Origin of the sequence: Pseudomonas sp. AB6 (assembly GCF_034314105.1) — a bacterium.
GTDB lineage: Bacteria > Pseudomonadota > Gammaproteobacteria > Pseudomonadales > Pseudomonadaceae > Aquipseudomonas.
This window is the reverse complement of the sequence record NZ_JAVIWJ010000001.1, coordinates 2,661,082-2,673,927: the sequence shown is the minus strand read 5'-3', so window position 1 is coordinate 2,673,927 and position 12,846 is coordinate 2,661,082. Positions and strand designations below refer to the sequence as shown.

Here is a 12,846-nt window from a genome sequence, read left to right as displayed (position 1 = left end):
TTTACCGTAGCAAGCAAAAAACCCGACCTTAGCGTCGGGTTTTTTTATTTGCTCTTCATGCCGTTCTGCATGCAAACCAAAGCGTTAAACGGTTACGTGCAGCCTTACGTCAACGTTGCCACGTGTGGCGTTTGAGTAAGGGCAAACCAGATGCGCAGCATCAACCAGTGTTTGTGCAGCGGATTGTTCAAGGCCGGGCAGGCTGATGTGTAGATCGATGTCCAGACCGAAACCGCCGGGGATCTGACCTATGCCAACATGGGCAGTGATCGAAGCGTCTGCCGGGATTGAAGCTTTGGATTGGCCGGCGACGAATTTCAACGCGCCGATAAAGCACGCAGAGTAACCGGCAGCAAACAGCTGCTCGGGGTTGGTCGCTGCGCCACCAGCACCGCCCAGTTCTTTCGGGGTGGCGAGTTTGACGTCGAGGATGTTGTCGCTGGAAACGGCACGGCCATCACGGCCACCGGTAGCGGTTGCAACTGCGGTGTAGAGAGTTTCCATGGTTAAAGCCTCATATCAACGATTATTTTTTTGCGCTAAATAATTGCGCGCTAACTAAGCGGAGTAAATGTATCGCGCAAATATTTAGCACGCAATATAAATTTTAAGAAAAGCGTTCGTGGACAGTATTCGGTAAGGCTCGAGGGGAGATATAAGCGCTGGGAACGCGGATTTTTAAGGCGTTGCGTGGAGGGTGACCGTTGGTCGGAGGTTGCTGGCTGGGGCTACCGAAGGTTGCTTTGAGACCAGCCAGCTAATCGCAGCCTTCGGCAGCTTTTACGAGGTTCGTTCGCTAATACTGCCGTGCAGATGCCCGCGCAGCGCGATAAGGTCGGTTTGCATCAGTTTCAGTTCCGCTATCGTCTTACCGGACGCACCGAGGATGCAGGAAGGAATGTTTTTGGCTTTCTCGCTCAGTTCACGGCCCTGCTTGGTCAAGTGCAGCAGCACAACGCGTTCATCTTCCTTGCTCCGGGTTCGGCTCAGCAGCCCTTCTACTTCCAAGCGTTTTAGTAGCGGCGTCAGTGAACCAGGGTCGGTCAATAGCCGAGAGCTGACGTCGCCTACGGTCATGCCGTCGTGTTCCCATAACACCATCATCGCCAAGTACTGCGGATACGTCAGCCCCAACGCCTGTAGCAGTGGCTTGTAAACCTTAGTCATCATTAAGGAGGTCGAGTACAGGGCGAAGCACAATTGACTGTCGAGCAGCAGTTGATCGTAGGCCCCTGCATCGGTAGTTGAGTGGTCGTCAGTGCTCATTTGAAATCCTCTGTATCAGTTGTACTTTAATTTAGTACCACATTGTTTAATGCGCTAGATAAATTATCGGCTGCCAGACCCAGTTCCGCAGTCGTTCATGTGTTGTGAAAGCGGTGTTCAGCAAATGCGAAGCGTTTAATGCCTGCTTTGCATTTCCTGTCTGAGACGCACTGCGTAGCATGCGCGTATCAGTTCGTTGGGGTGTGGGCGTGATCGAAATCGTGATGTTTGTGTTGTTCGGCGCAGCGATGGGGACGTTAGGTGGGTTGTTTGGCATCGGCGGCGGCTTGGTGGCCATCCCCGTGCTTGGGGTGTTGTTCGGCCTTGATCAGCAATTGGCTCAAGGCACCGCGTTGCTCATGGTGTTGCCCAACGTACTGTTGGCATTATGGCGCTATAACCAGCGCAACCGGATTTCCCTTCGTAATGCACTGATGCTGATTATTCCAAGCTTTTGCCTGGCTTGGATTACTTCGTTGTGGGCGGTACGGCTAGACCCTCACACAATGCGCCTAGCCTTTGTGGGCTTTTTGATCGTGCTGACGGTGTTCAACCTGATCCAGATGTTTTGGCATAACGGTACTGCCAGCACTGAGCTGCGTCACGCAAAATGGCTGTGGGTGTTGGGCACAGGTTCAGGGGTAACCGGCGGTTTGTTTGGCGTTGGAGGCGGAGTCATTGCAACGCCGATACTGACCGGGGTTTTTGGCGCGACCCAAGTCGTTGCTCAAGGGTTGGCGCTGGCATTGGCGACTCCCAGCACCACGATCACCTTAGTCACCTACGCAGTGCACGGACACGTCAATTGGCAAATGGGCATCCCCTTGGCCATTGGCGGTCTGGCTAGCATCAGTTGGGGTGTAAAGCTTGCGCACACGCTGCCGGAAAGACTGCTGAGGACGTTGTTCTGCGGTTTTCTGGTTATCTGTGCGGTGGTGCTTGGGTTTAAAGTTTGAAGCTTTAGCAGATTTATTTCTGCAACCGGGAGGCCTGAATGTCCGCAGAACTTTCGCTTAAAGGCGCACGTCGTCTGGCGCTTGCAGCTCAAGGGTTCACTGGGCGCCAGCCGCCAGCGTTGATTAAGGCGGCCCACGTCAATCGGTTGATAGACCGCCTTGGCATTTTGCAGATTGATTCAGTTAACGCCTTGGTGCGTTCGCATTACTTGCCGCTGTTTTCTCGCCTGGGCATCTATGCTCAGCCACTGTTGGACCGGGCAGCTTGGGGTCTGGGTCGTCAGCGCAAGTTGTTCGAGTATTGGGGGCATGAAGCGTCGTTACTGCCGTTCAGCTTGTACCCCCTATTGCGATGGCGCATGCGCCGGGCGTCGCAAGGTGTCGGTATCTATCAGGGCTTGGCGAAATTTGGTCATGAGCAGCAAGCGACCATTGTTCGAGTGTTGCAGTCGGTTCGCGAGCAGGGGGCGCTGGGTGCGGGCAGTCTGAGTACCCGCCAGGAGCGGGCGGGGCCTTGGTGGGATTGGAGCGCGGAGAAGCAGGCGCTGGAATGGCTGTTTGCCGCTGGGGAGGTGACGGTATCCGGTCGTCGCGGATTCGAGCGTCTATACGACCTGCCTGAACGCGTGTTACCTGCCGTCATTCTTGATCACCCAGAGTTGAGTGAAGCTCAAGCGCAACGCGGATTGTTATTGCACGCGGCGACAGCATTGGGTGTGGGCACCGATAAGGATTTGCGCGACTATTTTCGACTATCTCCAGCGCAAAGCGGTTCGGGTTTGGCAGAACTGGTTGAGGCTGGTTCGTTGCAGGTGGTTCAAGTCGAAAGTTGGCGTGTGCCCGCCTATTGCCTTCCTGAGCCTAAGCTGCCGCGCAAGGTTTCGGCCAGCGCTTTACTTTCGCCCTTCGATTCGCTGATTTGGGAGCGAAGTCGCACTGAACGGCTGTTCGACTTTCGCTACCGTCTGGAGATCTATACCCCGCAAGACAAGCGCGTGTACGGCTACTACGTGCTGCCGTTTTTGCACAATGAACGAATCGCCGCCCGTATCGATTTGCGGGCCGAGCGTGCCTTGGGACGATTGGCGGTGCATGCAGTGCACGAAGAAGATAAGGGTCTGAACGAGGAGGGGATGCAGGCCTTGGCTCGAAACCTGCGGCAGATGGCTGACTGGCTGGGTCTGGCTCACGTGCAGATTAACTGCCAGCGCGCCAGTGCAGCGCGCTTGCGGGCGGCTTTTTTACGGTTGGACTAAACACAGCGCGCCTCTCTTCCCGATATGAATTTCATACCAGGTTGTGATCCGCGATTCCCTGCAGAGCCGCACTATTCGGAAAGGGCTTAACGCGGTCTAACCTGCTTCAACGTCTCGGCGATTAAAAACGCCAGTTCCAATGACTGATCGGCGTTCATCCGTGGGTCGCAGTGGGTGTGATAACGATCCGACAATCCGTCTTCGGTGATCGGCCGCGCGCCACCAATGCATTCAGTGACGTTTTGCCCGGTCATTTCAATATGAATGCCACCGGCGTAGGTGCCCTCAGCCTGATGCACCTGGAAGAACTGTTTAACCTCATTGAGAATTTGAGCGAAGTCACGGGTTTTGTAGCCACTGCTGGCCTTGATCGTGTTGCCGTGCATCGGATCGCTACTCCACAGCACTTTGCGGCCCTCGCGCTCCACGGCGCGAATCAATTGCGGCAAGTGATCGCCTACCTTGTTAGCGCCCATGCGCGCAATAAGGTTCAGGCGGCCAGGGTCGTTGCTCGGATTAAGCGTGTCGATCAGGCGAATCAGGTCTTCGGGGTCCATGGTTGGGCCGACTTTAACCCCGATAGGGTTGTTCACGCCGCGCAAAAATTCGACATGAGCCCCGTCCAGTTGCCGCGTGCGGTCGCCGATCCAAAGCATGTGCGCCGAGCAGTCGTAGTAATCGTTGGTCAAGCTGTCGCGGCGCACGAAAGCTTGTTCGAAGTTCAATAACAACGCTTCGTGGGCGGTGAAAAAACTGGTTTCGCGCAATTGCGGTGAGGTATCCAGTCCGCACGCGCGCATGAAGGCCAAGGTTTCATCAATGCGCCCGGCCAACTGGCTGTATTTTTCTGCCAGCGCTGAGTTAGCGATGAAGTCCAGGTTCCACTGATGCACCTGATGCAGATCAGCGAAGCCGCCTTGAGCGAATGCGCGCAGCAGGTTCAAGGTAGCGGTCGACTGGTGATAAGCCTGCAACAGGCGATCGGGGTCCGGCACTCGACTTTTTTCATCGAAACCAATGCCGTTGACGATGTCGCCACGATAGGCCGGAAGCGACACGCCGCCGATAGTCTCGTCGTTGGCCGAGCGCGGCTTGGCAAATTGACCCGCCATGCGCCCGACCTTGACCACCGGGCAACCCGCCGCAAAGGTCATGACGATTGCCATCTGCAGCTACACTTTGAACGTATCGCGAATCTTCGCCGCCGAGAATTCGACAAAGCTTTCCGCGCAATCGCCGCCTTGCAGCAAAAACGCTCGACCCTGGGTGACCTCGGAAAACTGCCGACGCAACTCCCGTGCTTCTCCGGCGAACACTAGGGGCGGGTAACCCGCCAATGTTTGTTCGACCCGCAACAAATGCGCGGCGTCCGGGTACTGAGGTTGTTGTTGAACAGGCAGTGCCCGCCAGCTGTCGGGGCTCCAGGGTTGGCTCATGATTGAAAATCCAGGTCAATGCAGTCGGACCGCCATCTTAACAGTCCCTGTGTGAGCAGGCTTGCTTGCCAATGGCAGCACAGACGACAATCCGCGCTTCCCGCTTGCCACCATGCCATTAGGAGAAGCAATGACTGAGGAGCGCGTCGAGCGTTTACTGGCTGAAGTACACGATGCTTTCGGCATGATTCGTGTGTTGGAAGTGGACGAGTATCGGTTCCTGGAGTTCGGCGATGCCATCGAGCAAAGCTGTACGTTCACTGCCGACCCAAGCTGGCTGGAATACGACTATACCCGCGCTATGTTTATTGCCGCACTGTGCCACGATGCACCAGAAAGCGCTTTGTTTCTGGGGCTCGGCGCCGGGACACTGACGCAAGCTTGCCTCAAATTCCTGCCCCTTGAGGACGTCGAAGCCATCGAGCTACGGCCTGATGTTCCGCGTCTGGCCATCGAGTTTCTAGGTCTGGACGATGATCCTCGGCTGTACATTCGTATCGGCGATGCGCTGGAGTTGCTTGACAGCGCTGAGTCCGCCGATCTGATCTTCGTCGACTTGTATACCGATGTCGGCCCGGGTGTCGGGCACCTGGCCTGGAAGTTTCTGGAAAACTGTCAGAAACATCTGAATCCGGGCGGCTGGCTGGTGATCAACCAATGGGCGGCCGATGACGGAAAACCGCTAGGCGCAGCGCTTTTACGTGGACTCTACCATCGGCACTATTGGGAGTTGCCGGTGAAAGAGGGCAACGTCATCCTGATAGTGCCAGCAGACCTTGAACAGGTTTTGGATCTGCAAGCACTGACCGAGCGTGCCGAAGTTCTGGCTCCGCGTCTGGGTTATTCACTGCTGCCCTTGATCAAGGTTATCCGCCCGGCAACCTGACCAACGCGAGTCTCTTTGCGTATAGGGGAGGATATAGAGAGGTCCTGTCACGCTGGGGTAGGCAAAAGACCGCCAATCGAAGTAGATGAAACGATGTAGCAGTACAGCCTTAGAATTTGGGACTTTGCAAAATAAACACAGATGTGGGTTCGCGCAAAGCCTGTAACAGAGAGCGGGACGGTCGTGGTTTTCCGAAAATAACCCTCACTTTTGTCAGTAATTCCGGTATAGTACGCGCCGGCCTTTAACCTGGCCCTCGTACAGGTATTGCAATCCCCCGAAGCCAGCTTCGGCTGCTTGTCCGCTCTGCGGGCTATCCTTGACGATTCATTCATTCAAACGTTTTCGCAAATCCCCGCCGACAAAGCAGCCAGGGCGACTCTAGGGTCTTACACGGCACGCGCAGCTTTGGAACATGGGTCTTTGCGGATGCACTAGAGGCAGACCCATGACCCAGGAATTCGGCGGCTTCGCCGCTTTTGAACTTCATCCAAATATTCTCGCAGCCGTTATTGCAACCGGCTACGAAGAGCCTTCGGCCATTCAGCAGCAATCGATCCCGATCATCATGGAAGGCCATGACATGATTGGCCAGGCGCAAACCGGTACGGGTAAAACCGCTGCGTTCGCACTGCCAATCCTGCATCGTATCGATCCAGCCAAGCGCGAACCTCAAGCACTGATCCTCGCGCCAACTCGCGAATTGGCCCTGCAAGTAGCCACCGCTTTCGAAACCTACGCCAAGCAAATGCCAGGTGTAACGGTAGTAGCGGTCTACGGCGGTGCGCCGATGGGCCCGCAGTTGAAAGCAATCCGTAATGGCGCGCAGATCGTTGTCGCCACGCCGGGTCGTCTGTGCGATCACCTTCGCCGCGACGAAAAAGTACTCGCTACCGTGAACCACCTGGTTCTCGACGAAGCAGACGAAATGTTGAAGCTGGGCTTCATGGATGACCTGGAAGTTATCTTCAAGGCGTTGCCAGCTACTCGTCAGACCGTTCTGTTCTCTGCGACCTTGCCTCAATCGATCCGTGCCATCGCTGAACGCCACCTGCGCGATCCGAAGCACGTGAAGATTCAGACCAAGACCCAAACCGTTACCGCGATCGAACAGGCTCACCTGTTGGTTCACGCTGACCAGAAAACCTCGGCTGTGCTGAGCCTGCTGGAAGTCGAAGACTTCGACGCACTGATCATGTTCGTGCGCACCAAGCAAGCGACCCTGGATCTGGCCAGCGCTCTTGAAGCGAAAGGTTACAAGGCTGCCGCGCTGAACGGCGACATCGCTCAAAACCAACGTGAACGCGTCATTGAGTCGCTCAAGGATGGCCGTCTGGACATCGTTGTAGCCACCGACGTTGCTGCACGTGGTCTCGACGTTCCGCGTATCACCCACGTATTCAACGTGGACATGCCTTACGATCCAGAGTCCTACGTTCACCGTATTGGCCGTACTGGCCGTGCCGGTCGCGAAGGTCGTGCGTTGCTGCTGGTGACTCCTCGTGAGCGCCGCATGCTGCAAGTGATCGAGCGTGTTACGGGTCAGAAGGTTGCTGAAGTCCGCCTTCCGGATGCTCAAGCTGTTCTCGATGCTCGCATCAAGAAACTGACTAACAGCCTGACTCCGCTGGTTGCCGACGCTGAATCGACCCACGGTGATCTGCTTGATCGCCTGATCGCCGATATCGGCTGCAGCCCGCGTGCCCTCGCTGCTGCTCTGTTGCGCAAAGCTACCAACGGTCAAGCATTGACCCTGGCCGCCATCGAGCGTGATCGCCCACTGGTTCCAACCAGCGCGCCACGTGAGCGCAGCGATCGTTCGTCTTCGAGCGAGCGTCCTGAGCGCAGCGGTGCTGATCGCGAGCGTCGTGCTCCGGTTCCATTGGCTGAAGGTCGTGCTCGTTGCCGTACCGCGCTGGGCGCGCGTGATGGTATTGCTGCTAAAAACCTGTTGGGTGCAATCCTCAACGAAGGCGGCCTGGCCCGCGAAGCGATCGGCCGCATTCAAGTGCGCGATAGCTTCAGCCTGGTTGAGCTGCCGGAAGACGGCCTTGAGCGTCTATTGACCAAGCTCAAGGACACCCGAGTTGCAGGCAAGCAGTTGAAGCTGCGTCGCTATCGCGAAGACTGATCTGCTCTTGAGCTGATCGAGTCTGAATAAAAAATCCCCGACTGGTTCGGGGATTTTTTTGTTTTGGATTTTCTGTAGAAGATGCCCGAGCGTCTGCTGCGGGTCAGCTAATTTTTGTCCAGGTTTTTGGGGTCAGTTCAATCTGTGGGACCGAATTTATTCGGGAAGCAGGCGACACTATTTATCTGGCGAACGCTCAACCAAACCGATAAATGTCCATTCCCAACGCGCCCATCGTGAATCCCTGATGCGCGATGCTGAACTCGCCGCCTGCGCCGCGTGCAAAATAAAGCGGCAGCAGATGCTCGTCACTGGGATGGTTGCGTACCGCATTCGGTTCCAGACGCCGATAGTCATGCAACGCTGCTTCGTCATTGCTCGTCAGCTTGTCAACGATCCAGTCACGAAACGCCAGCGCCCAAGGCTCAATACTTTCTGGTCCGGCATGCCAATCCAGCTCCCGCAGGTTATGGGTGATGCTCCCGGAGCCAATCATCAGAACGCCTTCTTCACGCAAACTCGCCAGCGCACGGCCAACCCGGGTTTGCAGCGCTGGGCCAAGACGGCTGGGCAGCGAAACCTGCACTACTGGAATGTCAGCCTGCGGGTACATCAACGACAGCGGCACCCAGACGCCGTGGTCAAACGGACGCTGGGAGTCGATACGGGCCGGCAGTCCATCGGCGCTGAGCAGTTCAACCACTTTCTTCGTCAGCTCGGGCAAGCCCGGCGCTGGGTACTGCACAGCAAACAGGTCGGGCGGAAAACCACCGAAGTCGTGCCAGGTTTCTGGCTGTGGATTGCCATTGACTAAAAGCTCCTGACTTTCCCAGTGCGCCGAGACAATCACGATGGCTCTTGGCTTGGGCATCTCGGCCGCGAGACGTGCCAGCGCCGGGCCACTCGCGCCAGGTTCCAGAGCGAGCATTGGCGAGCCATGGGAGATAAACAAGCTAGGGAACATAGTCGGAGTCCTGAGCGTTAAGATGGCACCATCTTCAGGCAAAAGATTGATCTAAATCTAATATAAGTTTTAGCCTGATTTGATCGAATTATCAGGAGTCAGTATGGAACCAGATTTTTGGCAAAAACGTTGGGCACTCAACCAAATAGGCTTTCATCTCCCGCAGGTCAACCCTCATCTACAGCAATTCTGGTCTGGGCTTGGGCTGGCGCCGGGTACTCAGGTGTTGGTGCCGCTGTGTGGCAAAAGCCTTGATCTGGCATGGTTGGCGGGGCACGGGTTTGAGGTGATGGGCATCGAGCTGACGCAAAAGGCGGTGGAAGACTTCTTTAGCGAGCAGCAACTGGTAGCGACAGTCACCCAGCGCGGTCCCTTCAAGGTTTATAGCGCTGAATCAATTGAGCTGTGGTGTGGCGATTTTTTTGCCCTGACAGCTGGGGATGTGGTCGACTGTGCCGCGTTGTACGACCGTGCGGCGCTGATCGCGTTGCCGCCCGAGATGCGCAAATCCTATACCGCACATCTGGCGCAGATACTCCCGCCCATCTGCCAAGGGCTGTTGATTACTTTGGATTACGACCAATCGAAAATAGAGGGCCCGCCGTTTGCGGTGCCAGATGCCGAGGTGCAGCAACGGCTGGCAGCCGATTGGCGGATTCAACTCCTGGAAATCTGCGATGTGCTAGGCACGAGCAGCAGATTCCTTAACGGGGGTGTTACGCGGCTGGAAGAGCGTGTCTATTATTTACGGCGCGGTCCTGCTTTGTAGGTGGCGCAAGAACGCATCGGAGCTGTCTATGGAGCGCTGCATGTCTTTGAGCAATTGATAGACGTTGTTTTGCACAGTGCCGCTTTCGTCTTTGAGCACCCCAATTGCTTGGGCGTTGAGGTTATGTTTGAGAAACAGCACTTGATCATGCAGTACGTTGAGGACCGGCGGGATACGGCTTTCAGCGGTTTTCATTGTGGCTAACAGGGTGCGGTATTCGGTTTGGGTACGATCCAATTCCTTCGCGCTGGCCGCCCGCAGGTCTTGGCGAGTGTATTGATCAAGTTCGGCGTTCCATTCGTCAAACAACGCATTGGCGACGTTTTCAACGGAATCGATTCGTTGATGAATGGCGTCAGCACTTTTAACGCTGGCTTGATAATCGTCATTTAGCACGTCGTAGCGCTTCTCAAGATCGCCGCCGTCGAAATGCACCACCCGCCGATAGCTTTCCAGCGCGCTGGATAAGTGCTTACTGGTGTCCTTCTGCGCCTCGCGCGCGTCCTCGATTCGGCCAGCCAACATTTGGCGTTTTGGAATGCCAGCTTTATCCATTGCAGCGAAATATGCACTTTGGCAGCCGCTTAAAGCGATAAGGGTGATGCAGCCTAGGGCGAAGTGGCGCATGGGTTATTCCTTCAGCCAGATAAGCAAAAGGGCGACTTGCGTCGCCCTTTCGTCACACGTTGTGAAGCTTATCAGGCGAGACGACGAAGCGCCTCAATGCGATCTTCCAGGGCCGGATGGCTCATGAACAAACCGGCCAAGCCGTGCTTGAGGCCGCCATTGATGCCAAAGGCGGTTAGGCTATCCGGCATTTGTACCGGCACGCCTTGCTCCGAGCGCAGACGTTGCAGGGCGCCAATCATCGCGTTCTTGCCTGCCAAACGGGCGCCAGCCTCGTCAGCACGGTATTCGCGTTTGCGCGAAAACCACATGACGATGGAGCTGGCGAGAAAGCCCAGTACCAGTTCGGCAAAAATGGTCGCAATGTAATAAGCCATACCTTGGCCCTCTTCGTTTTTGAAGATCACCTTGTCGACAAAGTTGCCGATGATCCGCGCGAAGAACATGACGAAGGTGTTCACCACGCCTTGCACCAGAGCCAGTGTCACCATGTCGCCGTTGGAAACGTGGCCTATTTCGTGGGCCAACACCGCTTTCACTTCATCCGGCGAAAAACGTTCCAGCAAGCCTTGGCTGACGGCGACCAGTGCATCGTTCTTATTCCAGCCCGTGGCAAAGGCGTTGGCCTCGTACGCGGGAAAGATGCCGACTTCGGGCATTTTGATTCCAGCATCACGGGATAATTGCTCAACGGTCTGCAGTAGCCATTGTTCATGACGAGTACGCGGCTGAGAAATGACCTGGGTGCCGGTACTCATCTTCGCCATCCACTTGGAGATGAACAGCGAAAAAAGCGAACCGGCGAAGCCGAAAACAGCACAGAAAATCAGCAACTGATTGAGGTTCAGATCAACCCCATTGGCCGCCATTATTCCATTAAAGCCAAAAAGGCTCAGGGTAATGCTGGCTATGAGCACTACCGCCAAGTTTGTGGCTAAAAACAGCAAGATGCGCATCATGGTCGAAACGGTCTCCTCATGGAAATATGTAACGTGATGCGGGGTATATAAGGCGATGCCCGTCGCGATTCAACCGAGGGACTATTTCAAACTGTGTCGTTTGCCGGTCATCGACCGAAAATTCGCGTGTCAGCGTACTTCGCAAATCGGAGCATTACGTAGCCAATTGAGGTTAGGCGGCATGCTGTGGGGTCTTCTCAAGCCGCCCATGTTTAGAGGAGTTCGCTTACTGACGATAAGTCTTGAGAAAATTTCCGATTCGACCGATTGCCATATCCAGGTCATCGACGCGCGGTAGGGTCACTACGCGGAAGTGATCCGGCCAAGGCCAGTTAAAGGCGGTGCCTTGTACCACTAGCAGCTTTTCCGATAAAAGCAGGTCAAGGACGAACTTTTCGTCATTGTGGATCGGGCAAATTTTCGGGTCGATACGCGGGAACGCGTACAGCGCGCCCATGGGTTTTACGCAACTGACGCCAGGAATGTCATTAAGCAGTTCCCATGTACGGTTGCGTTGTTCCAGCAAGCGGCCAGCGGGCAGCACCAGATCGTTGATACTTTGATAGCCACCCAGAGCGGTCTGGATCGCGTGTTGACTCGGTACGTTGGCACACAGGCGCATGTTGGCCAGTATGTCGATGCCCTCAATGTAGCTTTTGGCATTGTGTTTCGGGCCGGAAATAACCACCCAGCCGGAGCGGAAGCCCGCGACCCGGTAGGATTTTGACAGACCATTGAAGGTCAGGCAGAGCAGGTCCGGGGCCAATGACGCGGTGGCGATATGAACCGCATCATCGTAGAGAATCTTGTCGTAGATTTCGTCAGAGAACACCACCAGATTGTGCTGGCGGGCCAACTCCAGCATGCCCAACAATACTTCCTTGGGATAGACCGCACCTGTCGGGTTATTGGGGTTGATGATGACCATTGCCTTGGTATTGGGCGTGATCTTGGCCTTAATGTCTTGCAGGTCCGGCCACCAGTACGCTTGTTCGTCGCACAGGTAATGCACTGGACTGCCGCCGGCCAAGCTCACTGCTGCGGTCCAAAGGGGGTAGTCCGGGGCAGGAATAAGCACTTCGTCGCCATTGTTGAGCAGCGCCTGCATCGACATCACGATCAGTTCGGAGACGCCGTTGCCCAAGTAGATGTCTTCGATGCCGACACCTTCTACCTGCTTCTGCTGGTAATACTGCATGACTGCCTTGCGTGCGCTGAACAGGCCTTTCGAATCGCTGTAGCCCTGCGCCATCGGCAGATTGCGGATCACGTCCTGCAAAATTTCGTCCGGCGCTTCGAAACCAAACGGCGCCGGGTTGCCGATATTCAGCTTGAGGATACGATGACCTTCCTCCTCCAGGCGTTTGGCGTGCTTGAGCACTGGCCCGCGTATGTCATAACAGACGTTGGCGAGCTTGTTCGATTTGCTGACCTGCATGGTGATTGATCCCAAGAGTGGACGGTCCAGTGCGTGAGCATCACCTGGATCGCCGAGCAGAACGCCATGAAAATGGGTTTGTATGCGTGAAACGTGGATGACAGACTGGCGTCTAACCAGGCGCAATCATACGTGCCGCCCGATCCTTGGAAAAGATA

General features: G+C 55.7%; 11 protein-coding genes and 1 pseudogene. 5 read left to right on the top strand and 7 right to left on the bottom strand.

Going from position 1 to position 12,846, the window contains the following annotated elements; all coding sequences use genetic code 11:
• Nucleotides 1–84: 84 nt before the first annotated feature.
• Together RGW60_RS12595 and RGW60_RS12590 are read right to left on the bottom strand one after the other, a co-directional pair.
• Nucleotides 85–504, bottom strand: a complete 420-nt coding sequence (locus RGW60_RS12595) for an organic hydroperoxide resistance protein (protein WP_322204914.1) — start codon at nt 502–504, stop codon at nt 85–87.
• A 276-nt stretch (nt 505–780) separates the two neighbouring features.
• A complete protein-coding gene (locus RGW60_RS12590) occupies nt 781–1,266 on the bottom strand; it encodes a MarR family transcriptional regulator (protein ID WP_322204913.1) in 486 nt (161 codons plus the stop codon).
• A gap of 224 nt (nt 1,267–1,490) precedes the next feature.
• On the opposite strand from RGW60_RS12590, the gene RGW60_RS12585 reads away from it, so the two are divergent.
• Nucleotides 1,491–2,222 (top strand): sulfite exporter TauE/SafE family protein, encoded by a 732-nt coding sequence (locus tag RGW60_RS12585; RefSeq protein WP_407074111.1) that lies wholly within the window; start codon nt 1,491–1,493, stop codon nt 2,220–2,222.
• Nucleotides 2,223–2,260: 38 nt separating this feature from the next.
• A complete protein-coding gene (locus tag RGW60_RS12580; protein ID WP_322204912.1) occupies nt 2,261–3,478 on the top strand; it encodes a winged helix-turn-helix domain-containing protein in 1,218 nt (405 codons plus the stop codon).
• An 86-nt stretch (nt 3,479–3,564) separates the two neighbouring features.
• Here RGW60_RS12580 and RGW60_RS12575 read toward each other — a convergent pair.
• Nucleotides 3,565–4,914 (bottom strand): annotated as a pseudogene (locus RGW60_RS12575) (class II 3-deoxy-7-phosphoheptulonate synthase).
• A 130-nt stretch (nt 4,915–5,044) separates the two neighbouring features.
• Between RGW60_RS12575 and RGW60_RS12570 the strand changes: the two are divergent.
• Nucleotides 5,045–5,800 carry a spermidine synthase gene (locus RGW60_RS12570; protein ID WP_322204911.1) on the top strand — a complete coding sequence of 252 codons (756 nt, stop codon included), beginning with the start codon at nt 5,045–5,047 and terminating at the stop codon, nt 5,798–5,800.
• A 415-nt stretch (nt 5,801–6,215) separates the two neighbouring features.
• Nucleotides 6,216–7,931, top strand: coding sequence for a DEAD/DEAH box helicase (locus RGW60_RS12565; RefSeq protein ID WP_322204910.1), 1,716 nt, complete (start codon nt 6,216–6,218; stop codon nt 7,929–7,931).
• A gap of 196 nt (nt 7,932–8,127) precedes the next feature.
• On the opposite strand, the gene RGW60_RS12560 is transcribed toward RGW60_RS12565, so the two are convergent.
• Nucleotides 8,128–8,895: a class III extradiol ring-cleavage dioxygenase gene (locus tag RGW60_RS12560; RefSeq protein WP_322204909.1), complete on the bottom strand. Its 768-nt coding sequence runs from the start codon at nt 8,893–8,895 to the stop codon at nt 8,128–8,130.
• Between the two features lie 103 nt (nt 8,896–8,998).
• On the opposite strand from RGW60_RS12560, the gene RGW60_RS12555 reads away from it, so the two are divergent.
• Nucleotides 8,999–9,664 (top strand): thiopurine S-methyltransferase, encoded by a 666-nt coding sequence (locus RGW60_RS12555; RefSeq protein WP_322204908.1) that lies wholly within the window; start codon nt 8,999–9,001, stop codon nt 9,662–9,664.
• Here the strand turns inward: RGW60_RS12555 and RGW60_RS12550 are convergent.
• The 3 genes from RGW60_RS12550 to RGW60_RS12540 form a co-directional block, all read right to left on the bottom strand.
• On the bottom strand, nt 9,641–10,291 hold the full coding sequence (locus RGW60_RS12550) for a DUF2959 domain-containing protein (protein ID WP_322204907.1): 651 nt from the start codon (nt 10,289–10,291) through the stop codon (nt 9,641–9,643). The genes RGW60_RS12555 and RGW60_RS12550 overlap by 24 nt on opposite strands.
• A gap of 71 nt (nt 10,292–10,362) precedes the next feature.
• Entirely contained in the window at nt 10,363–11,250 is an 888-nt protein-coding gene (gene htpX / locus RGW60_RS12545; protein WP_322204906.1) for a protease HtpX, read from the bottom strand.
• Between the two features lie 226 nt (nt 11,251–11,476).
• On the bottom strand, nt 11,477–12,688 hold the full coding sequence (locus RGW60_RS12540) for a pyridoxal phosphate-dependent aminotransferase (protein WP_322204905.1): 1,212 nt from the start codon (nt 12,686–12,688) through the stop codon (nt 11,477–11,479).
• Nucleotides 12,689–12,846: the final 158 nt, after the last annotated feature.